The sequence below is a fragment of the Verrucomicrobiia bacterium genome (assembly GCA_036405135.1).
Lineage (GTDB): Bacteria > Verrucomicrobiota > Verrucomicrobiia > Limisphaerales > JAEYXS01 > JAEYXS01.
On record DASWYF010000013.1, the window covers coordinates 131,126 to 153,776 of the forward strand.

General features: G+C 55.6%; 22 protein-coding genes. 14 read left to right on the forward strand and 8 right to left on the reverse strand.

Going from position 1 to position 22,651, the window contains the following annotated elements; all coding sequences use genetic code 11:
- The first annotated feature begins 109 nt into the window (after nt 1-109).
- Nucleotides 110-691 (forward strand): GNAT family N-acetyltransferase, encoded by a 582-nt coding sequence (locus VGH19_06015; GenBank protein HEY1170908.1) that lies wholly within the window; start codon nt 110-112, stop codon nt 689-691.
- 119 nt (nt 692-810) lie between these two features.
- On the opposite strand, the gene VGH19_06020 is transcribed toward VGH19_06015, so the two are convergent.
- Nucleotides 811-1,818: a hypothetical protein gene (locus VGH19_06020; GenBank protein ID HEY1170909.1), complete on the reverse strand. Its 1,008-nt coding sequence runs from the start codon at nt 1,816-1,818 to the stop codon at nt 811-813.
- 109 nt (nt 1,819-1,927) lie between these two features.
- On the opposite strand from VGH19_06020, the gene VGH19_06025 reads away from it, so the two are divergent.
- The 5 genes from VGH19_06025 to priA all read left to right on the forward strand — a co-directional run bounded on the left by VGH19_06025 (nt 1,928) and on the right by priA (nt 10,512).
- Nucleotides 1,928-3,853: a tetratricopeptide repeat protein gene (locus tag VGH19_06025; GenBank protein HEY1170910.1), complete on the forward strand. Its 1,926-nt coding sequence runs from the start codon at nt 1,928-1,930 to the stop codon at nt 3,851-3,853.
- Nucleotides 3,854-3,971: 118 nt separating this feature from the next.
- Nucleotides 3,972-4,655, forward strand: a complete 684-nt coding sequence (locus VGH19_06030; GenBank protein HEY1170911.1) for a CvpA family protein — start codon at nt 3,972-3,974, stop codon at nt 4,653-4,655.
- A 5-nt stretch (nt 4,656-4,660) separates the two neighbouring features.
- Complete coding sequence (gene dnaG / locus VGH19_06035) at nt 4,661-6,463, forward strand: DNA primase (GenBank protein ID HEY1170912.1); 1,803 nt, start codon at nt 4,661-4,663, stop codon at nt 6,461-6,463.
- 132 nt (nt 6,464-6,595) lie between these two features.
- The gene (locus VGH19_06040) at nt 6,596-7,222 is read left to right on the forward strand and encodes a serine esterase (GenBank protein ID HEY1170913.1); all 627 of its coding nucleotides are present in this window, start codon (nt 6,596-6,598) and stop codon (nt 7,220-7,222) included.
- Between the two features lie 8 nt (nt 7,223-7,230).
- A complete protein-coding gene (gene priA, locus VGH19_06045; protein HEY1170914.1) occupies nt 7,231-10,512 on the forward strand; it encodes a primosomal protein N' in 3,282 nt (1,093 codons plus the stop codon).
- 63 nt (nt 10,513-10,575) lie between these two features.
- On the opposite strand, the gene VGH19_06050 is transcribed toward priA, so the two are convergent.
- The 3 genes from VGH19_06050 to VGH19_06060 all read right to left on the reverse strand — a co-directional run bounded on the left by VGH19_06050 (nt 10,576) and on the right by VGH19_06060 (nt 13,265).
- Complete coding sequence (locus VGH19_06050) at nt 10,576-10,920, reverse strand: RNA-binding protein (GenBank protein ID HEY1170915.1); 345 nt, start codon at nt 10,918-10,920, stop codon at nt 10,576-10,578.
- A 104-nt stretch (nt 10,921-11,024) separates the two neighbouring features.
- Entirely contained in the window at nt 11,025-11,588 is a 564-nt protein-coding gene (locus VGH19_06055; protein ID HEY1170916.1) for a hypothetical protein, read from the reverse strand.
- A 60-nt stretch (nt 11,589-11,648) separates the two neighbouring features.
- Nucleotides 11,649-13,265: a YhjD/YihY/BrkB family envelope integrity protein gene (locus VGH19_06060; GenBank protein HEY1170917.1), complete on the reverse strand. Its 1,617-nt coding sequence runs from the start codon at nt 13,263-13,265 to the stop codon at nt 11,649-11,651.
- A gap of 132 nt (nt 13,266-13,397) precedes the next feature.
- Between VGH19_06060 and VGH19_06065 the strand changes: the two genes are divergently transcribed.
- Complete coding sequence (locus tag VGH19_06065; GenBank protein HEY1170918.1) at nt 13,398-13,817, forward strand: hypothetical protein; 420 nt, start codon at nt 13,398-13,400, stop codon at nt 13,815-13,817.
- A 188-nt stretch (nt 13,818-14,005) separates the two neighbouring features.
- On the opposite strand, the gene VGH19_06070 is transcribed toward VGH19_06065, so the two are convergent.
- Together VGH19_06070 and VGH19_06075 are read right to left on the reverse strand one after the other, a co-directional pair.
- Complete coding sequence (locus VGH19_06070; GenBank protein ID HEY1170919.1) at nt 14,006-14,419, reverse strand: hypothetical protein; 414 nt, start codon at nt 14,417-14,419, stop codon at nt 14,006-14,008.
- An 18-nt stretch (nt 14,420-14,437) separates the two neighbouring features.
- On the reverse strand, nt 14,438-15,217 hold the full coding sequence (locus VGH19_06075) for a platelet-activating factor acetylhydrolase IB subunit (protein HEY1170920.1): 780 nt from the start codon (nt 15,215-15,217) through the stop codon (nt 14,438-14,440).
- A 191-nt stretch (nt 15,218-15,408) separates the two neighbouring features.
- Here VGH19_06075 and VGH19_06080 point away from each other — a divergent pair, with 191 nt between their 5' ends.
- Nucleotides 15,409-16,275, forward strand: coding sequence for a glycosyltransferase (locus VGH19_06080; GenBank protein ID HEY1170921.1), 867 nt, complete (start codon nt 15,409-15,411; stop codon nt 16,273-16,275).
- Here the strand turns inward: VGH19_06080 and VGH19_06085 are convergent.
- Nucleotides 16,263-17,378 carry a glycosyltransferase family 4 protein gene (locus VGH19_06085; GenBank protein ID HEY1170922.1) on the reverse strand — a complete coding sequence of 372 codons (1,116 nt, stop codon included), beginning with the start codon at nt 17,376-17,378 and terminating at the stop codon, nt 16,263-16,265. The genes VGH19_06080 and VGH19_06085 overlap by 13 nt on opposite strands.
- A gap of 2 nt (nt 17,379-17,380) precedes the next feature.
- On the reverse strand, nt 17,381-18,121 hold the full coding sequence (locus VGH19_06090; protein HEY1170923.1) for a class I SAM-dependent methyltransferase: 741 nt from the start codon (nt 18,119-18,121) through the stop codon (nt 17,381-17,383).
- 105 nt (nt 18,122-18,226) lie between these two features.
- Here VGH19_06090 and rfbD point away from each other — a divergent pair, with 105 nt between their 5' ends.
- From rfbD to VGH19_06120, 6 genes are all read left to right on the forward strand, one after another.
- Complete coding sequence (gene rfbD, locus VGH19_06095; protein HEY1170924.1) at nt 18,227-19,129, forward strand: dTDP-4-dehydrorhamnose reductase; 903 nt, start codon at nt 18,227-18,229, stop codon at nt 19,127-19,129.
- Nucleotides 19,130-19,199: 70 nt separating this feature from the next.
- Entirely contained in the window at nt 19,200-19,421 is a 222-nt protein-coding gene (locus VGH19_06100; protein HEY1170925.1) for a hypothetical protein, read from the forward strand.
- A 23-nt stretch (nt 19,422-19,444) separates the two neighbouring features.
- A complete protein-coding gene (locus VGH19_06105; GenBank protein HEY1170926.1) occupies nt 19,445-20,164 on the forward strand; it encodes a hypothetical protein in 720 nt (239 codons plus the stop codon).
- A gap of 66 nt (nt 20,165-20,230) precedes the next feature.
- The gene (locus VGH19_06110) at nt 20,231-20,752 is read left to right on the forward strand and encodes a dTDP-4-dehydrorhamnose 3,5-epimerase family protein (GenBank protein ID HEY1170927.1); all 522 of its coding nucleotides are present in this window, start codon (nt 20,231-20,233) and stop codon (nt 20,750-20,752) included.
- On the forward strand, nt 20,749-22,008 hold the full coding sequence (locus tag VGH19_06115) for a class I SAM-dependent methyltransferase (protein HEY1170928.1): 1,260 nt from the start codon (nt 20,749-20,751) through the stop codon (nt 22,006-22,008). The genes VGH19_06110 and VGH19_06115 overlap by 4 nt, the downstream gene beginning before the upstream one ends.
- An 8-nt stretch (nt 22,009-22,016) precedes the next feature.
- A complete protein-coding gene (locus VGH19_06120; GenBank protein HEY1170929.1) occupies nt 22,017-22,649 on the forward strand; it encodes a CmcI family methyltransferase in 633 nt (210 codons plus the stop codon).
- Nucleotides 22,650-22,651 lie beyond the last annotated feature (2 nt).

A 22,651-nucleotide genomic window follows, 5' to 3' on the forward strand; every position in this document is an offset into this window, starting at 1 on the left:
AAGGCGGATTGATGGGCATGACGGATAAATGACAAAATGGCTGACCCCTCCGGCTTCTCCGGCTTGGGGCCGGGTAATGACAGAACAATCATCTCAACCAGGAGAAATTATGTCGCTCGAGTTTGCGCTCCAGAAGTACCCCAAGGAAATCAAATTAAAGACCGAGAAGAAGTGCAAGGTCCGGCCTTTAAAAAAGGACGATGAAATTGTCTTTCACGAATTCTTCCTGGCTGTCCCGGGTGAAGAGCGCCTCTTCATCAAACATCACGTCACCGATCTTGCCGTCATCCAGAGGTGGTGCAAGAATATCGACTACCAGGTGAACTTGCCACTGCTCGCGCTGGTTGATGGCAAGATCGTCGGCAGTGCGACGTTGCACCAGCATCAGGGCGGTTGGAAACGCCACATCGGCCGGGTGAGCGTGCTCGTGCATCCGCAGTTTCGCGGTATCGGCATCGCCCGTGCTTTGGTAACGAACCTGATCGAGATCTCCAGCATGCTGGGCCTTGAAAAAGTGGAGGCGGAATTCATCGGCCAGCAGGCAGGTGCCATCAAGACCTTCCAACTGCTCGGTTTCAGCGACCTGATAAAACTCCCCGACTACGTGAAAGACATGCAAGGCATCACTCACGATTACATAGTCATGGGCCTTGATCTCATCACGGACGAGGAATACGCGGGGATGGGTTAAGATCGATTTACGATTTTGGATTTTCAATTTACGAGCTGTCTATTCCCAACGGACAGCACGACTCGAAACCAGAAACGATTTCGCGCTGGGATTACCTCGCCGTCTCGTAAATCGTAAATTTACTTCATCACCCGCTCGATCTTGATCTGTTTGGTGTCAGCCACGCCCAATTCCAGCAATGCCGCATTCCCGTAAATCTCCAGCTTCTCTTTCTTGGACGGCACGTTCGCCAGTTCACGCTGACGCTCCAGTTCTTCCACGCTCAAGGCATCGAGGGCCACCGGATCGCGGCTGAACCGTAATTCATTCAATACGGCAGAATAGTGGAGCAGGGTTCGGGATTCGCCTTGATACTGGCAGAGCAGGGCGTCGGTGATCGCCAGCACCATCCGGTCGGCGAGTTGCGGCATGTTATAGATCTCCGGCACGGCCACGGCCATGCGCGATGTCTCATTCTCGAAGCGTATCGTGTTGTCCATGCTGCCTATCGCCAGGCTGTAGAGATGGCCGGAGACACCCACGGTGTTGTGGTTCAGCAGCGGCGCGATGCTGATGATCTTGGTGATCCTTTTGGAGACCAGCTTGGACATGAAAGAATTACGGCCCACGTCCTCGCCCTTCTTGTCGAACTCGAAATCGCCGAAGACCGGTTTGCCGATGATGGACGATTCGTAGAACGTCTTGTCATCCCAGCCCGCTGATTGGGCGCCCTCCAGCCGCACGCCATACTTGCTTGCCAATTCCCCGTAACCAGCAACCTGCATCTCCACCAAGGTGCGATCCCAGAGCACGATATTGCCCGGTGCGATTCCTGCCTCGCGCAAACCCTCGATGACGCCAGCGACGACTTCCTTGCGCGTGCCGCTGTAACGGCCCGGCGCTGTCAGCACCTTGATGCCGATGGTGTCTTGCGTGGAGACGAGACTGAGCCAAGCGCTGCGGTCATCCTTTTTCCCAGTCAGCTTGAGGAGGCCTTCGCGGACGAGTTTGCGGACTGCTTCAGCGTTGGGGTTGAAAGATTCCAACGCGCCATCCGTGGAGGCTACTACTACGCGGCCATTCTTTTCCGGCCCTGAGGCGGGTTTGGCCGGGGCTGCCGACTTATCTCCCGCGAGAGCCAGACCCATGGCGAAAAGGCAGAAAAATCCCGTCAGCACACTTTTTAGGGGCTGGAAATCAATCAAATACCGTGCGTTTCTTGACACTAACACCTGCGAATGTTAACAGCTTGACCTGATGCTGACCACTCTAAAGACGGTCGCAACCTCCTGTTATTCAGCGCTGTTCCTGATATTGCTGGTGGGCTTGGCCGCCTGCGCACCCAAAGGACCGAAAGCGTTGCTCGAGGGCGAAAAACTGCTGCAAGCGGGCAAGCCCGCCGAGGCTTTGGTCCTGTTAAAGCAGGCCACCGAACTCCTGCCGCAAAACGCGCAGGCATGGAATCATCTGGGCCTCGCCTATCACCAGACCGGCAAACTGGAGGATGCCGCGCAGGCCTACAACCAGGCGCTGCGGTTGGACCGGGATCTTGTGGCCGTCCGTTACAATCTCGGCACACTCATGCTGGATCACGGCGATCCTGCCCGTGCTCTGAACGAGTTCAAGACCTTTACTCTGCTCAAGCCGGAGTCAGTGGAAGGCCACGTTCAGCAAGGCACCGCTCATTTGCGTCTACGCCAGTGGAGTGAGGCGGAATCCGCTTTCGTCACCGCGCAAAAACTGGACAAGAGCAATCCCGAAGCATTGAACGGCTTGGGGCTGGTGCTGCTCCAGCGTCAACGCGTGCGGGATGCCGCCACCTACTTCAATGCCGCCATCCAACAAGACCCCAAGTTCGCCGCCGCACGACTGAACCTGGCCGTCATCTATCATCAGCACCTTACCAATTATCCCCTTGCACTCACCCAATATCGGGCCTACCTCGCCAGCCAGCCGCCGCCCGCGGACATGGCGGAGGTCAGCTCGGTGGTAAAACAGTTGGAATCGCTGGTGCCCGGTGCCCAAACCACGAGCAATGCAGGTCCGGTAAACATCGCTGCCGCCGCTGCTGCCGCCCGTAGCAATGCCCTGGCGGCAAAAACTGAACCGGTAAAACCCGTCGATCCGTCGAAGCCCGTGGAAGTCGCCGCCGTTCCGGCACCAGTTTCTGTCATTGAAAATCCGGTGAATCTTCCGCCTCCGGCAGCCGTTAAACCGGAAGCCACCAAACAGATGGCAAAAGCCGAGCCTGTCCGTGTGGAGAGCAAGTCTGCCGCCGTCACACCTGCGCCTGCACCTAGACCTGTGGCTCCGCCTGTCGTCAAGCCCCCGACAGTGGTGACTCAGGCACCACCTCCTGTGAACGTGCCGATTCCCGTTACACCCGCTGAGAAAGTTTCTGTGGCCTCTGCTGCTCCTGCAGTTGCTGCAACCATGCCAGAAGAGAGGCCCGGGTTCTTCCAACGCATCAATCCGGTGAATCTTTTCCGTAGCAAACCCAAGCCTCCCACGCCGCTTTCCGGTCTGCCTCCTACGATGCTGGTGACCAATGCGAAGCCTAAAGAAGTGGCCAAGACAGAGCCGAAATCGAGACCGGCTCCGGCCGTTGAATTGCCTGCTCCCGCGCCGACGCCTGTCATCGCGTCGCCCCCCGTTATCAAACCAGCACCCATCCCACGCTATCCCTATCTCAAGCCCGGTCCCTTTCTCGCCGGCGACAAGAAAGAGGCGCAAGCAGCGTTTGACTCGGCATTGGCCGCTCAAAAGGTGCGGAACTTGCCGGAAGCCATAGCCGGGTATCGCCGAGCTGCCATTGCCGACCCCGCCTATTTTGAGGCTTATTACAACTTGGGCTGGACGGCCTACGAGGCGAAGGACCTGCGCCAAGCGTTAGTGGCTTATGAGCACGCCCTTGCGGTGGCCCCAGATTCGTTTGATGCCCGTTATAACTTTGCTCTCACACTCCAACAGGCAGGTTATCCGCAAGATGCGGCAGAAGAGTTACAGACCCTGACCAACCGTTTTCCCGGCCGGGCGCAGCCACATCTCATGATGGCCAGCCTGCTTTCCACCAAGTTGCGGGACAAGGTAGCCGCGCGTCAGCACTACCAGAAGGTGTTGGAGCTGGAACCTGATCATCCCAAGGCTGCCGAGATACGCTATTGGTTGCGCGCCAATCAATAATACTTAACTCGGCACGCCCATTGCTATAGTATTAAACAGCGGCATATTTGAGACTTGGTTAACGGATTGCCAAGGGATAACATAATCCCGAGACAGAAAAGCTGGCTAGTTTATGGACATGTCCTCGTTTAGTGTGACTTGGTTTGATGCCCTCGTGATCATCATGGTGGGCACGGGTCTCTTCGTCGGCAAAAAACGTGGCATGTCCAATGAACTCTTGGACCTGATGTGCTGGCTCATGATGGTAGTCGTGTCGGCGTTGTATTATGAGCCATCGGGCAAGCTGCTCTCCAATGCCACCTCGATGTCCCTCTACTGGTCAAATATCATCTGCTACCTGTTCATCGCCTTGGTGATCAAATTTGCCTTCTCCTACATCAAGCGCGCGGTGGGGGAAAAACTCGTGGGCAGTGACATCTTCGGTCGTGGAGAATTCTATCTGGGTGCCCTGGCTGGAGGGCTGCGCTTCTTCTGCATGGTCATCATGCTGGTGGCCATCATGAATGCCAAATTCATCACCAAAGCGATGGTCCAAGCCCAGATCAAGGCCCAAGAAGCCGAATATGGCAGCTCATTTTTTCCGACATACGCCAAGATTCAGAGCGATGTCCTGTTCGATTCCACCAGCGGCCAGTTCTTCCGGGAAAGGCTCGAAGAACAGCTTATTAAGCCGGTCGATCCTTATGCTACCGCCGTTCCTAAGAAACCCGTGGGCAACAAGCAGCGTGAAAAAGCTGTCTGGGATGCCACGGGTGAAAAGGGCGAAAAAGGTGGCGAGAAAGCCGTCGAGAAGGCTAAATAGCGCTCATGGCAGTCATCCCTCCCGCACTGCTGGAGCAGATACGCGCTGCCAGTGACATCGTCGAAGTCATCGGCAGTTACATCCCCTTAAAACGCGCCGGAGCGAACTTCACCGCGCTCTGTCCCTTTCACAAAGAGAAGTCCCCCAGCTTCAACGTCAGTTCTACCCGGCAAGGCTTCCATTGCTTCGGCTGCCACAAGGGTGGCGATGTCTTCAAGTTCGTCCAGGAATACGAGAACCTTTCTTTCATGGAGGCGGTCCGCCGCCTCGCCGAACGCGCCAAGATTCCCCTCGATGTCATCGAAGGCCCCGGTGCCGCTGCCACGCGCGGGATGAAGGAGGCGCTCTTCGACCTCCACGAACAGATCACCAAGCGCTGGCAGCAAGCACTCGTGAATGACGCCGCCGGGCAGATCGGCCGCGATTACATCGCCAAGCGCCAGATCTCTGCGGAAGCGCAGCAAGTCTTCCGCATCGGTTATTCCCCGGACAAGTGGGATGATACGGTAAACTTCGCCAAGTCCAAGGGCTTCACCGAGGAAGTCCTTGAGCAATCCGGCCTCGTCATCAAGCGCGATCAGGGCGATGGCTATTACGACCGCTTCCGTGGCCGCCTGATGTTCCCCATCTGCGATGAACAGGGCCGCGTCATCGGCTTCAGCGGTCGCGTCCTCTCCGGCGACGAGAAGACCGCCAAGTACGTGAACTCGCCCGAGACGCTGCTCTTCCACAAGAGCAAGATTTTCTTCGGCCTAGATAAATCGAAGCGCGCCATCCTCGATGCCGGTTACGCCATCATCTGTGAAGGCCAGATCGACATGATCCAGTGCTTCATGGCCGGCGTGAAGAACATCGTCGCCCCGCAAGGTACCGCCTTCACCAACGATCACGCGCGCATCCTTAAGCGTTATGTGAACGACATCGTCCTGTGCTTCGATTCTGATAACGCCGGTCAAAACGCCGCCGTCCGCGCGCTCGATCACTTGCTCGGTGCGGAACTCGCCGTACGCGTCGCCGTCGTTCCCGCCCCGCACGATCCCGATAGCTTCATCCGCGAGAACGGTGCCGATGCCTACCGCCAGCTCATCGAGAAAGCCCCGAGCTTCTTCGATTTCTACCTCGAACGTCTCTGCAAGCAGAACGACATCAGCACGGACCCCGGCCAGCTCGCCGTCCTGCGCGCGATGAGCGAAGCTTTGGGTAAAGCGAATAACGCCGTTACTACGGACAAGTATGCGCAGAAGACCGCCTTCCGCCTCGGCGTCTCCACCGATGCCGTCCGCAAGGAATTCTCCCGCAAAGGTCGTCAACCCGCTCCGCAACAACGCGAATACGATGACGTGCCGCCGGAGGAAGAAGTCCTCCTCGAGCGCCCCAACGCGCAAGAGATGACCTTTCTAAAATTGCTACTCATCGTCGAGAACGATGGCCGCGGTTGGATTCATCACATGCGCCCGGAATGGATTCCCAACGCCACCATACGCAAACTCGCCGAACAGATCCAACGCCTCGAACAAGAGCAGCAGTGGCAAAGCCCGACAGCCTTCATGACCGCGCTCGAAAACGATTTCGAGCAATCCCTCGTCACCGAAGCGATGATGGATAAACGCGCACTGCCAGAGATCACCAGGCAACTGCACGATTACCTGCTGAAGCTCCGCAACGCCTACATCGACAAACAGATGGCCGCTGCCAACCGCCTCCTCGATCAACCCGGCATCACCCCTGCGGAACAGACCACCCTCATCCAAATGACCCAACGCCTCCGCACCGCCAAGAAGCTACCCCTCGAAGAACCAGTGGAGTAAAGGAGCGCGGCTTTTAAGCCGCCTAAACTCCCGCACACCAGCAGCCCCAAGAACTCACCGGACCTCTCAAAGCTCTATCCGCCCCTCGTAAATCGTACTTCGAAAATCGTAAATCCTCTTTATCTTCCACCCATGCTTGAGACGGATTTAATCCCCGCAGTGGAACGCGATTCCAAGAAACTCCTCGTCGTCCTCCACGGCCTCGGCGACAGCATGGAAGGCTATCGCTGGCTTCCCGGTGAACTCCGTCTCCCTTGGTTAAACTACCTTCTCGTCAACGCGCCGGATGCCTACTACGGCGGCTACTCCTGGTATGATTTCACTGGTGAAGAACGCATCGGCGTGGGCAGCAGCTACAAGCTCATCGCCTCCCTCCTCGACTCCATGCGCGCCGCTGGATTCCCCAGCGAAGACATGGGGTTCTTCGGCTTCTCCCAAGGCTGCCTCATGACCATCGAGACCGGCTGCCGCTATCCGCACAAACTCGGTCCTCTCGTCGGCATCAGCGGCTACGTGAACGACGCCGAACTCCTTGCCAAAGAAATGTCCCTCGTCGCCAAAGAGCAGAACTTCCTGATCACCCACGGCACCTACGATTCTCTTTTGCCAGTCGCCCGCACCCGTGGTCATCTGCATACCCTGCAAACCGCCGGGGTGAAGATGGACTGGGCCGAGTTCCCGAAAGATCATACTATCCTGCCAGAAGGTGAACTTCCGTTCATCCGTGAATTTTTGATCAAAGGATTTGGCAAGGGTTGAAGAATTTCATGATCGCCCGGGTCACATTGGAAATCGCCTTGCGGCGCGAGTTTGACTACCTCGTCCCTTCCGAGATGGAAGGGCAAGTGGAAGTCGGCACGCGCGTAAAGGTCCCCTTTGGCCCGCGCCAAGTCATGGGAGTTGTGACATTGGTTCTGGATGACTCTCCGCACACGAATCTGCGCGCCATCGCCAAGGTCATAGGCAAGCAATCCCTCGTGACGCCGAAGGTTCTCCAGCTCGCTCGCTGGATCGGTGAATACTACTGCTGCGCCCCCGAGATCGCGCTTAAGAGCGTGTTGCCTGAAGCTGTTCGCAAGGAGCAGGAAGGTTGGCGCGAACGCTTAGTGGTGCGCCTGCTGCAAATCCACGGAGAACCACCAAAACTCTCCAAGCGTCAGCAAGACCTCATCAATGTCATCGAAGAATGGCGTGAAATCCCGTTACAAAAGCTGGTGGAACTTGCTGGCACTACGCCCGACACCATCCGTCGCCTTGAAGACAAAGGCTTGGTCGTCATCGAAAACCAGATCTCCGAACGCGATCCCTACGAGCACGAAAACATCCTGCCCACCGACAAGCTGACGCTAAATGCCGAACAGGAGAAAGCATTAGCGGCAATCAATGGGGCATTGGACCAATGTGCTGCCGGATTCCAGCCGGCAGTAGGGGCGGGTGGCCGAAGCCAAGCGTTACCCAAGGAAACAGAGGAGGAACTTTTAGTTGGTTCGAAGCTCAAAGGTGGGAATTCAGTTCAAGAGTCGTGTGCTTCTGCGGACGCCGCGGACTGCCGGCTGGAATCCGGCAGCACGGGGTCGCGTGCTTCGTCGGAGGCTCAAAATGAAGACACTGAATCCCTTTTTTTTGATCCCAAGGCGGAGAAAGGGGGGCATCGTGGTGCATTGCCGCACTGGCGGCAGGGAGCAAAACTTTATTTCGTCACCTTTCGTCTGGAAGATTCAGTGGCGCAGCAGCAATTGCAGGTATGGCAGGAAGAGAAAACGGTTTGGGAATCATTCCACCCCAAACCGTGGAGTGAGAAAACTCAAGCTGAGTATAGCCGCCGCTTCACGTCTAGAATGGAGGATCTTTTGGACGCAGGTTATGGCTCTTGCGCGTTGGCTGAATCACGCGTTGGAGAGGTGGTGGAAAATGCGCTTAAGCACTTTGATGGGGATCGTTACAGCTTAGGTGATTACGTAGTGATGCCGAATCATGTGCATGTGTTATTGCAGCCGGGTGATGGAGTGGAACTCAGTGATATTTTATACTCTTGGAAATCTTTTACAGCCAAAGAGATCAACCGAATTTTAAACCGCAAAGGTATGTTTTGGCGGGATGAATCGTTCGATCACATCGTCAGGAGCGGAGCACAATGGGCTAAATTTAAACGATATATCCAAGACAACCCAGTCAAGGCACGGCTAAAATCGGGCTTCAAAATTGGCAAAGGCAATCTGGTAGATATCGGGGATGTTATCCAGTTGACCGAGAATAAAGGAGCCGCGAAGCAAAGTGCTGCCGGATTCCAGCCGGCAGTCGGGACTGGTGGCCGAAACCAAGCGTTACCCAAAGAAACAGAGGGGGAACTTTTAGTTGGTCCGAAGCCCAAAGGCGGAAAGACAGTCCAAGAGTCACGTGATTCGGCGAACGTCGCGGACTGCCGGCTGGAATCCGGCAGCACGGGGCTTCCTGCTTCGTCGAACCAAGGACCAACCACTTTCCTCCTGCACGGCGTGACGGGTAGCGGTAAGACAGAGGTTTATCTTCAAGCCCTTGCCCACACCTTGGAGCAGGGGAAGGGCGCGATCGTTCTCGTTCCGGAAATCTCGCTCACGCCGCAAACGGTCGAGCGTTTCAAAGCGCGCTTCAGTTCTGGTAAGTGCCAGACACTTGTAGCCGTGTTGCACAGTCATCTCTCCTCCGGTGAGCGTCATGATGAGTGGCATAAGATTCGTCAGGGCAGGGCACGTATCGTGATCGGCGCACGCTCCGCCATTTTCGCACCCGTTGATCCACTCGGACTCATCATCGTGGATGAGGAGCACGAGTATTCATATAAACAGGAAGAAGCACCGCGTTATCACGCACGCGATGTCGCTGTCTATCGCGGCCAGATGGAAGGTGCCGTTGTCGTGCTAGGTTCCGCCACCCCTTCGATGGAGAGTTACTACAATGTGAAGCGTGGCAAGTATCAGCTCCTGGAGATGCCCACGCGCGCGGACGATAAGAAGATGCCCATCGTGCGCGTCATCGACATGCGCTCCGAAGCGAAGAAGGAGAAGGGGATACCGATCTTTTCGAATCGCTTGAAAGAAGCGATGCATCAGCGGCTCGAGAAAAAAGAGCAAACGATTCTTTTCCTCAATCGCCGTGGTTACTCTTCCTCGCTGCAATGTCCGAAGTGCGGTTACGTGGCGCAATGTCCGCATTGCAGCGTTTCACTCACGTATCATCGGCGGGCTCAGGAATTGCGCTGTCACATCTGCGGTCACTTTGCACCTGCGCCAGCGCGTTGCCCGAATAATGAGTGCCGTGATCCGGCCATCCGTTACGCGGGTCTTGGTACAGAGAAGGTGGAAGAGACGCTCGGTAAACTTTTTCCCAATGCGAGCATCCGTCGCATGGACTCGGATACGTTGAAGCGTAAGGAAGATTACCGCACCATCCTTGGAGAGTTCCGTCGTGGAAAGATCGATATCCTCGTGGGCACGCAGATGATCGCGAAGGGCCTGCATTTCCCGAATGTCACGCTCGTGGGCATCATCTACGCGGACCTTGGATTACACCTTGCGGATTTCAGGGCGGGTGAGCGGACGTTCCAATTGCTCACCCAAGTATCAGGTCGCGCTGGTCGCGGTGATGTGGAGGGCGAAGTCGTGGTGCAAGCCTTCACGCCGTTTCATCCCGCCATCCAATATGCACGCCGCCACGATTACATCGGCTTTTACGAACAGGAGATAGAGTTCCGCGAGCAGTTGAAATACCCGCCGCTGAGCCGCGTGGCCTTGCTGACGATGAAAGGGCGGAATGAGGACAAGGTGCAGTTCTCCGCCGATCATCTGCGGAAGCAACTGGAGACGAAATTCAAAGGCTGGTCGGATCTCGTCATCGCCGGTCCAGCGCCTGCGCCGTTGGCGCGTGCCGAAACATTTTATCGCTACCAGATCATGTTGCGGACGAAGGCCATGAGCAAACTGAGCAAGATGCTCGCGGAAATGTTGGAGAACCAAGAATGGCCGGATGATATTACCGTGGCTGTGGATATCGACCCCGTGGACTTGATTTAAGAAAAGTCCTCCGGCTGGCGTGAATGGAGGTGTTCACGCCGGTTTCCATTGGTGCCGTGCCGGTTAATCGACGCCTTCTTCTGGCGCTTCCGTCTTCAGCGGCGTTTCCGCCGAGGTGTTCACCATCTCTTCCACCACTTTTTTGAAGTCTTCCAGGCCGGTCGCCGGGATGATGATCGTATCACGGCGTCCGCCAACATCTTCCGTGATGCGCAGGAAACGGCCACGCGGATTTTCCTTCAACGTCATGATGAACGTCTTGCGCTCGATCTGGATCTTTTCCGTGCGCAACGTTTCCTCGTTGGAGGGCGGCTTGGGGCCGGAGTGCGAGTGATGATGATGCGAGTGGGAATGGTGCCCGTGAGACGGCCGGTAACCGTAAGGCGAGGGGCGTTCGTTTGAAATCATAATGACCTTATGTTCCTTTTGGACCGCCTGAATACCCGTAACTACTACCCAGACAGCTCTAGCTATTCACTTAGCATAACTAGTTCGCCCGATAGCCCCGTTTGTCAACTCTTGAATTTACGCGCGCTGTTGAAGCGCGGTTGCTCGCCCGGTGTCGCCGTCTTCCACGTATAAACCACCAATCCCGCCAGCATCACCCAGTGGATGATCTCCGTGGCAGATTGCAATGTGCCGAACATCTTCGCCGCCTTGTTCTTTTCATCCACCTGCCGTTGCGTCACTGGTGGTGGCAATCGCTCATAGCGGATGCGATGCAACTCCTTCATCTTCAAGTGCAGCAAGACCCCGTTCGTCAACCCCAATACGATCAATGTCATCGCGAGGTAAAGCATCAATGACCGCGTCGCCTTGCCGGTGAACAGCCACTCTACCAACAAGTGAAACGCTGCCACACCACCGCAGATGAAATGCATCCAGTAAAATTTCCCGGCTACAATCTCCACGGCCAGCCCCCGGTAGGCGGGAGCCATGGGATTGCGCGCACCGCCGAACACATCCAGCATCTCGGGAGACACCAGCGCCGGTGAAATCAACGCCGCATAAACCACGACTGCTCCCAGCCACACCGCGGCATTCATCAGCCCGATGAATCTAAGGAAGGCAATCACCCGCAAATGATTAGGAAAAATCCCCGCATCTGCCAACCCGCAATTTCACTCAATCCGCCCTTACACCTTCTCCTTCAATTTCTTCGCCCGCTCCTCCGCCCCTTCCTTCCACGCTTTCTCATCCTTCGGCTTGGCCGCGATCCGTGCTTCCTCCTCCTTACGCCGTACCTCTGCGTGCTTCACCAGGTCCGCGACTGTTATCTCGCTCGCCGTCTTCTGCTCTGCGTTCTGGATGATGTCGAAATCCGTCCTTACCGGATCGCGTGCGTAATCATCCTTCGTCTCGATGCCATGCCCGTTCCCCGACCGCAACGCATCCAAAATATCCGCACACGTGATCCGCTCGATCGGCCGGGCAGGGGTGTAACCCGTCTCACCATTACCCACTTCGTTCACCAGCTTTGCCGCCACCAATGGTTGCAACAACTGCGTCACCAACCGCGTCGGCACCTCCATATGCTGCGCCAGCACCGTGATGGAAGGCGCCTTCAACCCCAGCGCGAACCGTTCCCCGACCAGCTCCATGATCCGGAACGCCACAAACTCCCGCCCGCGCTGATGGATCGTCTCCGCCTGCCGCTCCTGCATATACGTCTGGCGATTCTGGAACGCATACGCCACCTGCGCGCCAAAGAGCAGAATGAGCCACGAAAAATACAGACCGCTCAAAAACACCGGGATCGCTCCCAGCGACCCATACACCTTGCTCGCCGTGATCACCTTGCTCGCGAACAATACGTTGAACGTGCTGTTCGCCGTCCAGAGCCCGCCACCCACTAAGCCACCGATGAACGCTGCACTCGGCTTCACCTTCGTGTTCGGGATCAATTGATAGAACACCGTGAAAATGATGATCAATACGATCAGCGGCACCAATGTGAAAAACATCTCCGACATGATGGGCCACGCCTGCATCTTGCTCCGGATGAACACGAACCGCGACGACACCGTCACGCCTAGTGCCAGCACCATGAAAAGCGGTCCCAACGTGATCACCGCCCAATACTGCACCGCACGCGATACCCAATTCCGCCCATGCGTCACCCCCCAGATATCATTGAACGTCGTCTCGATATTGCTCAGTAGGAGGATCGCCACCGCGATCAATGCGATCGTGCCCGTCACACCTAGAGTGCCGCTGTGAATGTTCGAGATGAACTCATTGATCTTCTTCACCACCTCCGCCCGCGCATCAGATGCCGTCTTATCCCGCGTATCCGTGATCAGGCCCAGTTGCGGCGCGATCTCATCCACCAGCGTATTCACCATCTTCTGCACCGGATCATCCGAGGCCGGACCAGACAGCACCGTCACCTCATTCGTCCCCTTGTTCTCGATGATCACCACATTCGTCGATCCCGTGATATCCACCGTATTCGTCGCCTGACTGATCTTCGTCTCCTTCTCAAACTTCGCACTCTTCAGAAACGTCGCTGACACACCGATACTCACCGCCAATAGAGGAATGAGTGCCAACAAAGTCGCATAAGCCAGGGCAGACGCGCGCACTGGACACCGGTTATCCAAAAAGTTGCGCCCCACCATCAACCAGAAATGGCAGAACTGCTGCAAAGGAGTGACCCCGCGCTCGCCCTTGCCGAAGAGACTGCGCTCATCCAGCAACGCCTCGATCTCCGCGCGCCACTTCGCCCACCAATCAGCCAATTTATTGCCCATCACGGGTAAGATAGGCACGAAAACCGCTTATGGGAAATCCAGAATAAAGCGCTGACACTTGAAGTCGCTTAGATGAAGTTGCGTTTACCCTTGAATTGTAATCCTTAAACTTTGAAGTTTGCTTCCGCCTTTATGAATTTCGAAACCGCCTCCCACACCATCAGTGACTGTGCCATCAAGATGACCCGTGCCTATGGCTCGGCGGTATTCAATGAACTCGTCATCGTCTCCTTTGCCGGTGGACGCGAGGAAGTCGTCGGCTACGTCGGTCCCCGGCCAGAGCGCGTGCAGAATGATTTCGCGGAGAACCTCCACCGTCTCAAAGGAGAACTCTTCAGCGCCAAGCACCAAACCGGTGAATTCGAATTCGCCCGCGATGCCCACGGCACCCACTTCGACGCCTTCCTCGTCCTAGGCGACTGGCTCTACCTCATCTGCAACAACACCACGCTTAGCATGGATGAGATCACCGCCAAACCCGAATGGCGCAAAGCCCAAGTCTCCTTCTTCGAAATGTCCGAAAAATTTCGGGCTGATCCTCTGAAGTTGTGACTTCAAGAAAACCCCAACGGGGTTTGAATCAATCAGCCCAGGGTTGGACTGCGACGAAGGAGCTGGCCTACCCTGGGTTAGCGTGAATTTAAATGCCTACCCTGAAAGGGTTGCATCATTCCTGAAAGAGTCCGCTCTTCTGTGGACGTTGAACGTTTCCCCAAAAAATAGGCCTGCGGGGCAACCCGCTAGAGGCGGATGCTTCTCGCCCCCGACGCCTTCTGATAGATCTGCGTCTCTTCCTTCCGTCGGCACACACGGCATGTGAAATGTTTCTGACCGTCCCAGAAGATGCTCGGCACCGCGAAAGGCTCGTGACACCCATCGCACACCTCCAGCGCATCCGATGGCTTCAACGGCAGGGCGATCCAATAATCACCCGTCTCCGCATTCAGCTCCGCGATCTGGCCCGGGATGTCATCCGCCACATAATCGAAGATGAACGCATCATCCATCACCTCCGTGAGGCCCACCTGGCCATCCTTCATCACGATGAAATTCCCACGGAAATAACTCTGCACCACCACCTGCACGCCCACGACCGGATCCACTGCCTTCAGCGGCAGCAGAAAATCCTCCGGCGATGATTGGTAGGCACCCATGGTGGTTAAAGCAGTTCGTTACTTCATCAACTCCGCCAGCTTCGGCGTGATCGCATCCGCCCAGATCTGATAGCCCTTGGCCGTCAGATGCAGGTAATCATGCATGATCTCCTTCGTCAAAGTTCCATCCGGCTGGAGGAACTTGTCGCCGATATCCAGGAAGAACACCTTCTTGCCATCATCCAGCTTCGCGATGATCTTGTTCACTTCCTTGAGCTTGTCGCGTGTGGAATTCGGCTTCTCACCGCGCGGAAACACTGCCAGCAAAAGGATCTTCGTATCCGGCGTTTTCGCGCGGATGGTCTCAACGATCTTCGTGACACCCTTCGCGATGCCTTCTGCTGAATCCACGCCCGAATTGTTCGTGCCGATCATCACCACCGCCGCCTTCGGCTTGATGCCTTCCAATTCACCATTCTCGATGCGCCACAACACATGCTGCGTGCGATCACCCCCGATGCCGAAATTCGCCGGCTTATAAGCGCCGAACGCATTCGTCCAGATCGCCTTCTGCCCGTTCCAACCCGCCGTGATGGAATCGCCGAGGAAGAGCAAACCCACATCACCCTTCTTGGCAACCGCTACAAAACTCTCGTGCGATTTTTGAAAGCCTGCATTCACGACACCGTTAGTTGTCAGCTTCGGAGCCGCGATATCCGGCGGCTGAATGATCGGCTTCGGTGCCACCGCAGGTGCCGCTGGAGTGGAAGAGGCTCCCGGTGCTGGAGGCGCAGGCTGTGCGACCGCGTTGAAAAGCGTCGCTGAGAGAAGAGTAAGCGCAAGAAAACGGGAATTCATCGGCGCTAAATCTGGTGCTTTCTATCTGTTCTGCCAAGCGAATAAGTGTCACTTTTGTTCCGCTTTTGGACATCCCAGCGAACGGAAAAGCCATATCTAACTCTTTCTTGGCCAGCATTCTTACGAAATCGCCTTCCAAGTTGACAGACTATTGCTTTCCCCTGAGGTTCTGCTAAACGCCTGCCGTGTCCATGACCAGTCCGAGTCTGTTATTGCTTATTCCGGCCTACAATGAAGAGGGCCGGATAGAGCCTGTCTTGCGTGCCTACGGCGAATATTTCGCCGCCAATTACCCCGGCAAATTCCAGCTCGTCGTGGTCCTCAATGGCTGTCGGGACAACACCTTGGGCGTAGTGAACCGCGTCGCCATGGATTACCCCTCGGTCGGTGCGCTCGATTTCCCGGCTCCAATCGGCAAAGGCGGCGCCCTCATCGAAGGTCTTAAACTAGCCCCCTTGGCCGACCTCGTCGGCTACGTGGATGCCGATGGTGCCACGCCCCCCGCAGCTTTTCATGACTTGGTGAAGCAGATGGACAAGGCCGACTGTGTCATCGGCTCTCGCTGGATTGACGGCGCTGTGCTGCATCAGGCCCAGACCAGCAAACGCCGCTTCGCCAGCCGTTGCTTCCACCTTATCGTCCAATGCCTGTTCTGGATGAACATCCGCGACACGCAATGCGGTGCCAAGGTGATGAAGCGTGAGGCTGTGGAAAAGATTCATAGCATGCTCCGTATCGCGGACATGGCTTTTGATATCAATCTCCTCTTCGCTCTGAAACGTGCTGGCTACCGCATCCTCGAAGTGCCCACCGAATGGACCGACCAGATCGGCTCGAAAGTAGTGCTGGGCAAGACCTCGCTCACCATGCTCCTCTCCGCCATCCGTTTGCGCTTGGTGTACTCGCCTTTCTACGGCTGGCTCCGTCCTTTGCGTCCCTTGGAGACCTGGGTATATGTGAAGCTCCTCGGCGCACCGCAACCGTTGCAAGGCCCGAAGCCTCCGCCGAAAACAGCTCCTAAAGAAGATAAGGAAGACAACGATCTTCAGCCCAAGTAACGGCGATAGATCGCTTCCAGCTTATCCAGCATCACCTCGAGGCTGTGCTCCGTCTCCACCTGCTTGCGCCCTGCGTCGAGGTATCGCTGCGTGACATCCTTCTGCTGAATCGTCTCCTTGATAGCCTTGGCGAGCGCTTCCCCATTGCCACCCGGAAAATTACGTCCTGTCACGCCTTGGCGGATGATCTCCGGCGTCCCGCCCACATCACTGCCCACCACCGCCGTCTTGCTCGCGAGCGCCTGCAACCCGATTTGCGGCACCCCTTCGTGCTTAGTGGACGCGATCACCAGCACATCTATTGCGCGCAAAATATCCGCCACATCTTCCCGATGTCCGCACAGGTGGATGACATCGCTTAAGCCCGCATTCGCGATTTTGCCGTTCAATGCATCCTTCTGCGGTCCATCGCCTACGATGAAATACCGCGCCGCAAAACCTTCCTTCTGCAGCCGTTGAATGGCATCCAAAAACGTGTCATGGCCCTTCCATGATCGCAGCACCGAGATCATCGCAATGGCTGGCAAATCCAACCGTCCATACTTCGTGATGGCTTCGGATTTTGCTCCTTCAGGATGAAATTTCCGCACATCAATGCCGGTCGGCAACGTCGTGATGCGGTCATCCGCCAGTTGAAAATTTTCCTGAAAATGCGCTGTGATTTTCTGGCTTGTCGTCAATACATGATCTGCGAGCGTCGTGAACGCATGCCGGCTCAACCACCGGTTCGGATAGCTGACATCGATGTGACGGCTGCGGATGAGCAGGGGAACCTTTGCCATGCGACCGGCCACACCCACGAGCCAGCCATCCGCCGAGCTGTGGGTGTTAAGGACATCAATCTTTTCCCGCTTCAACCACGACGCCAGCCGCATCGCTTCGAACGGGAATCGCAGCTTGCCCGGTCTGATTACAGCAGTGCCGATGCCTGCCTCCTGACAGCGCCCGAAGAGATTGGCATGTGAGGGAGCCATCAGCCATACCGGATGCCCTCGCTGTTTGAATCCCATCAACTCTGCGAATACGCGATGTTCCTGTCCACCCCAGCCTAATGAAGCCTCCGAGTGTGCGATACGCCAGACGCGTTGAGGTTGAGGCGCCATTCCTACCTCGGCTTGACTGCACACACGATCACCGTGCGCCCTAACAGCATATCCGCGCGATTCATGGAGTCTACGAGAGGGGCGTTGTGCGCATCGATCGTCTTGTATTTGCTCACTTCCTTGTTCCGCGCCAAGGTGCCGAACAATTGGATGGGCAGATAAAACAGGATGAACGCCGGGATGGACGAGCGCTGATACTTGTCCACGCTGAACTTCACGTCTTCAAAACCCGCATCCATCATCGTATGCCCGATGTAGAAGCTGGACACCGGATTGATATGACCGCCCGTCGTGTAGAGATTGCTGTTCTTCACGGGCAGGGGACCGAAGAGATTCCAGTAACCGCAGGAAAAGAACCGCATCCGCGACTTGATGTTCAGGATGTTCGGTGTGCTCAGGATGCACACGCCGCCTGGCTTCAGGATGCGATAAAACTCCCGGATTGTTTCGCGGTAATGTTCCAGATGCTCGATCACCTCTGTGGCCGTCACAATGTCGAACGTGTTATCCGCGTAAGGCAGCTTTTCGTGGTTCAGGTTGGCCACATCCACCTTTTGGCCCGGTACATTCATGAGCTTGTCGGTGTAATCACACGCCGATGATTCCACCCCGAACCGTTCCTTCATCAATTGGATCAACTGTCCGCGTCCTGAGCCGACATCAAGATGCTTCTTGAGAGGCTTTTTGGCGTGATAGCCGGCCACCAGGTCCAATACCGCTGAATAGATTATTTCTGTGCTCACGATGATTTCGGGCAAACTCCGCAACCGAACTGCCTGCGGTTCCTTACGTTCTAAAAGGGGTGACGACTGGCATTCAAGCGCAGACTCTGTCAATCTGCACGAAACATGAGCGGTCCAACGCTTCAAAAAGTCCTCATCACCGGTGCCGATGGCCTGCTGGCGCAAGCCATGAAAGCCCTGAATCCTGCGGGATTTGACCTGATTTTCTGCACCCGCAGCGAGTTGGACCTCCAAGATTCCGGCCAAATGGCCCGCCAGTTGGATGCCCTCCAGCCCGCCATCGTCATCAATACCGCCGCCTATAACTTGGTGGATAAGTGCGAGGTGGAACGCGACCTCTCGTGGGCGATCAATGCCGCCGGCCCAAAGATCATGGCGGAACTCACTACTCAGCGCGGCATCAAGCTCATTCATTACGGGACCGATTACGTTTTCGATGGTGCCCAGCGCGTGCCTTACACGGAGGAGGATACCCCCAACGCCATCAACCATTACGCCGCAGGCAAACTGGCCGGTGAACAAGCCGTCCTGGCCGCCAGCCCGAACCATCTGGTCCTGCGCACGAGTTGGCTCTTTGGCATCAACCCCATCCGTCCGCAACGTTCCTACATCCACGCCATCATCCGGCAGGCCTTGGATGGCAAACCCATCCGCGCCACCACCGATCAGCAAGCCGTCCCGACCTACGTAGGTGACTTAGCCCAGTGGACTTTCGAACTGGCCACTAAAAAGACCAGCGGCCTCTACCACGCCGTGAATGACGAAGGCCTGAGCCGTTACGACTGGACTAAAGAAATCCTAGCCACTGCCCAAGCCCAAGGCCTGATCGCCACCATCCCGTCAGTCGAGCCTGTGACCACCGCTTTCTTCAATTCCACCATCCGCCGCTCCACCTATAGCTGGCTGAGTAACGCCAAGCTGACAGCAGCCTTGGGCCACCCACTCGGCTCATGGAAAAATGGCATGCAAACGATGCTCCGCCAGCCGCTTTGGCCGGAAAATGTTTGAGTAGATCAGGTGTTTTGCTCGCTTGCTGTAAAGCAGTGGATGATTTACTCTCTTAATAGAAAGTTACGTCATGTCTGACCAAGAGATTCAACAGCTTGAGAACCAGTTTCCGACAGTTTCTGGCTCGGCGTTTGCTGCTGCACGGGAGCAAGTTTTGTTATCCGGGCAAAGCGTCTTGCAGTCTGAGAATGGGGTCATATACGAAGTTTTTCCTGATGGACATCGGGTGGAAGTAAAAAGGATTGAACCGCCTGTTCAGTTTGTGACTGGCAGTATTTTTACTATCAAGTGAGTCAATCAGTTCCACGGCTGCGTATGTTTGCCGGACCAAATGGCTCAGGCAAAAGCACATTGAAGTCGTATCTTCCGCAAAACCTGCTTGGCGTATATCTGAACCCGGACGAAATAGAGCAAGAGATTCGCAGACAAGGGTGCCTTGATTTTGCTTCCTATAGCGTAAGTGCGAATGAGCGAGAGATTCGCACGTTTTTCGCCAGTTCCAAATTTTTGCAAGACGAAGGCTTTGGAGGGATATCTGATAAACTTGTTTTGGTTGGAAGTCGCCTGGATTTTAGCGAAGTTGAAATTAACTCCTATTTGGCTTCGGTAACAGTAGATTTTATCAGGCAAAAGCTGCTGGCACATCAGATATCTTTCACGTTTGAGACAGTAATGTCGCATCCGGGTAAAATAGATATCTTAATTCAAGCGCAAGCGTTGGGATATCGGACTTATCTGTATTTTGTCGCTACGGACGATCCGGCAATCAATGTTTCGCGCGTTCGCAATCGAGTGGCCCTGAATGGACATAACGTTCCAGAGGACAAAATAGTCCTGCGGTATGCACGTTCACTGGATTTGTTGATGGATGCCATCCGGTACACGAACAGGGCTTATGTTTTTGACAATTCAGGAGATAGCAAAGAAGGCACTCAGACTTGGCTGGCTGAAATTACAGACGGCAAGAAATTGGAATTGAAGACGGGAGGGATGCCTGCGTGGTTCAGACGTTCGGTTCTCGACAAGATTGTTTGATTTTTCCGCCCCAAAACAAAATCCTCGAATCTCCCGTCCTCTCACGCATAATTTGGCCGCTTTCGAATGACTGCGGTTTGGCACACAGTGGATTTGCCTGCAAAAGGCATGGCGGAGATTCCCGGACTTCCGGGTGTCCGGCTGGAGGCCATTCCCGTGTTTCATGATACCCGCGGTTCCCTGCATGAACTCTGGCGCGCGGATGAAATTCCCGAGGGTTACGCTCCTCAGATGGCTTGCTCCTCTTGGTCTGCTCCCGGTGTCGAGCGTGGACCGCATCAGCATGTCGGGCAGGACGACTATTTCACTTTTGTAGGACCGTCGGAATTTTTGGTCGTTCTGTGGGATGCCCGTCCCGGTGCGGCCGGGCCGGAAGTCGGCTGGCGCATGAACGTGGGCCAGTCCAAGCCCACGCGCATCTATGTGCCGCGCGGTGTCATCCATGGCTACCGCAACATCGGCCAGAGCAACGGACTGGTGGTCACCGTCACAAATCTTTTGTTCCGCGGCTGGGGCCGCAAAGAACCGGTGGATGAGATTCGCCACGAGTGCGATCCATCTTCACCTTATCGTTTTCCTGCAACATGATCCATGAACGCAAGCAATGCCGCGCATGTGGTTCCGCCCGGCTCGAACTGATAGTTGATCTGGGCAAGACCGCCCTGGCGAATGACTTTCTCGATGCCGGTGAGGTCTTCAGCTACAAAACGTTTTTGCCGCTCCGCCTCCGCTTGTGCCGCGATTGCACCCTCGTGCAATTGGCCGAGGTGGTAGACCCTGGAGTGCTTTATTCGCGTTACGCTTACGTGACATCCAATTCGAAGACGATGGATGAACACCTCTCCAAACAATGCGAACATGTGCTGGCCTCAGCAGGAGTTACCGGCAAAGCCAAAGTGCTGGAGATCGCGAGCAATACCGGCCTCTATCTGCAGAAGTTCAAAGCCAAGGGTTGCGACGTCATCGGCGTGGAACCAGCGCGCAACATTGCCGAGATCGCTGAGCGCGATGGCATCCCGACGTGGACGGATTTCTTCAACGCCCATAATGCCGAGCAAGTTCGCCAGGAATGGGGCAGCCCGGATGTCATCCTCGGCCGTCATGTCTTTGCGCACATTGATGATTTGAATGACCTCGTGAAGGGGCTCGAAGTTCTGGCCCATGAACGCACGTTGGTTGGCTTTGAAGTGCCTTACTTGGTGGACTTCTATGAGAAGGCCGAATACGACACCGTCTATCACGAGCATCTTTCCTACGTGTCTGTGCATTCCGTGCAAGCGCTCCTGAAGAACACGCCGTTCCAGTTGGAGCGTATCGAGTATTATCCGATCCACGGCGGTTCTATTTTGTTCCAGTTCCGTCGCAAGTCTGCTGGTGTGCCGGTGCATGAAAGCGTGGCCGCCTTCTTGAAGAAGGAAGCAGATATGAAGCTGGCTGAACCATCGACGTGGCAACCGTTCGTGCAAAAGGTGGAGCACATCCGCACCGAGTTGCCGAAGCTTGTGCGGAAGCTTAAAGCTGAGGGTAAACGTGTTATCGGCTACGGCGCATCCGCGAAGGGTAACACGCTGCTGAACACCTGCGGCCTGACAGACAAAGACCTCGATTACATCATCGACAACACACCTTTCAAACAAGGCAAGGTCGCGCCCGGTTCATGGATTCCCGTGAAGCCGCCGGAGACTTTACTCAAGGACCAGCCGGATTACGCGCTCTTGCTCGCGTGGAATTTTGCCCCAGAGATCGTCCGGCGCGAAGTGGAGTATCAGCAAAAGGGTGGACGTTTCATCGTCCCCATTCCCGCGCCCAAGATACTCGAGTTCAATGGCAAACCTGCTCTGTAAGATTTTATATGGATTACAACTTCAGTGTCAGTTTCTGGCGTAAACGTGCGGTGAAGGCCGCCTTGGACCGCCGGGATGACAACCGCACTTGGGGCGGTTTCCGTTTTAGAAAATTTCCCTCAGATGGTATCGCGATTCAAGAGCTGCTTTGCCGCTGCCGCCCGCAGGTCTTGGTGGAGTTGGGCACGCAATATGGCGGCAGCACCTTGTTTTTTTCCTCTTTTGCTGCACAAGCAGGCATTGAGGCCATCGTCACTGCCGACATCGTGGCTTTAGAACGGCCCAATATCCCCATCGCCACGTTTCTCACCGGTGATGACACTTCGCCGGAGGTCTTTAACAAGATCAAAGAGTTTATCGGTGGCCGCACATGCTCCATCGTGGTTGATTCAGATCACAATGCGGCACATGTGGACAAGGAGCTGGAACTTTACGCCCCCTTGGTCACGCCCGGCCAGGCGCTCATCATGGAAGACACCCATGTGGACGTGCTGGATTTCAAGAAGTTCCGGGAGAATGGCGGGCCGTTGCGCTCCATTCAGAAGTACATGCCCAAGCATCCGGAGTTTGAGATGACCACGGACATCGAGCCTTATATCACCTCGAATTTTTTTGGCTATTGGGTGAAGAAAACCGCTTAGTC

What these genes read in the sequence shown, in the direction of transcription:
- VGH19_06015 (HEY1170908.1), top strand. Translation starts at nt 110, where the DNA reads ATGTCGCTCGAGTTTGCGCTCCAGAAGTACCCCAAGGAAATCAAATTA.
- VGH19_06020 (HEY1170909.1), bottom strand. Translation starts at nt 1,818, where the DNA reads ATGGGTCTGGCTCTCGCGGGAGATAAGTCGGCAGCCCCGGCCAAACCC.
- VGH19_06025 (HEY1170910.1), top strand. Translation starts at nt 1,928, where the DNA reads ATGCTGACCACTCTAAAGACGGTCGCAACCTCCTGTTATTCAGCGCTG.
- VGH19_06030 (HEY1170911.1), top strand. Translation starts at nt 3,972, where the DNA reads ATGTCCTCGTTTAGTGTGACTTGGTTTGATGCCCTCGTGATCATCATG.
- dnaG (HEY1170912.1), top strand. Translation starts at nt 4,661, where the DNA reads ATGGCAGTCATCCCTCCCGCACTGCTGGAGCAGATACGCGCTGCCAGT.
- VGH19_06040 (HEY1170913.1), top strand. Translation starts at nt 6,596, where the DNA reads ATGCTTGAGACGGATTTAATCCCCGCAGTGGAACGCGATTCCAAGAAA.
- priA (HEY1170914.1), top strand. Translation starts at nt 7,231, where the DNA reads ATGATCGCCCGGGTCACATTGGAAATCGCCTTGCGGCGCGAGTTTGAC.
- VGH19_06050 (HEY1170915.1), bottom strand. Translation starts at nt 10,920, where the DNA reads ATGATTTCAAACGAACGCCCCTCGCCTTACGGTTACCGGCCGTCTCAC.
- VGH19_06060 (HEY1170917.1), bottom strand. Translation starts at nt 13,265, where the DNA reads ATGGGCAATAAATTGGCTGATTGGTGGGCGAAGTGGCGCGCGGAGATC.
- VGH19_06065 (HEY1170918.1), top strand. Translation starts at nt 13,398, where the DNA reads ATGAATTTCGAAACCGCCTCCCACACCATCAGTGACTGTGCCATCAAG.
- VGH19_06070 (HEY1170919.1), bottom strand. Translation starts at nt 14,419, where the DNA reads ATGGGTGCCTACCAATCATCGCCGGAGGATTTTCTGCTGCCGCTGAAG.
- VGH19_06075 (HEY1170920.1), bottom strand. Translation starts at nt 15,217, where the DNA reads ATGAATTCCCGTTTTCTTGCGCTTACTCTTCTCTCAGCGACGCTTTTC.
- VGH19_06080 (HEY1170921.1), top strand. Translation starts at nt 15,409, where the DNA reads ATGACCAGTCCGAGTCTGTTATTGCTTATTCCGGCCTACAATGAAGAG.
- VGH19_06085 (HEY1170922.1), bottom strand. Translation starts at nt 17,378, where the DNA reads ATGGCGCCTCAACCTCAACGCGTCTGGCGTATCGCACACTCGGAGGCT.
- rfbD (HEY1170924.1), top strand. Translation starts at nt 18,227, where the DNA reads ATGAGCGGTCCAACGCTTCAAAAAGTCCTCATCACCGGTGCCGATGGC.
- VGH19_06100 (HEY1170925.1), top strand. Translation starts at nt 19,200, where the DNA reads ATGTCTGACCAAGAGATTCAACAGCTTGAGAACCAGTTTCCGACAGTT.
- VGH19_06105 (HEY1170926.1), top strand. Translation starts at nt 19,445, where the DNA reads ATGTTTGCCGGACCAAATGGCTCAGGCAAAAGCACATTGAAGTCGTAT.
- VGH19_06110 (HEY1170927.1), top strand. Translation starts at nt 20,231, where the DNA reads ATGACTGCGGTTTGGCACACAGTGGATTTGCCTGCAAAAGGCATGGCG.
- VGH19_06115 (HEY1170928.1), top strand. Translation starts at nt 20,749, where the DNA reads ATGATCCATGAACGCAAGCAATGCCGCGCATGTGGTTCCGCCCGGCTC.
- VGH19_06120 (HEY1170929.1), top strand. Translation starts at nt 22,017, where the DNA reads ATGGATTACAACTTCAGTGTCAGTTTCTGGCGTAAACGTGCGGTGAAG.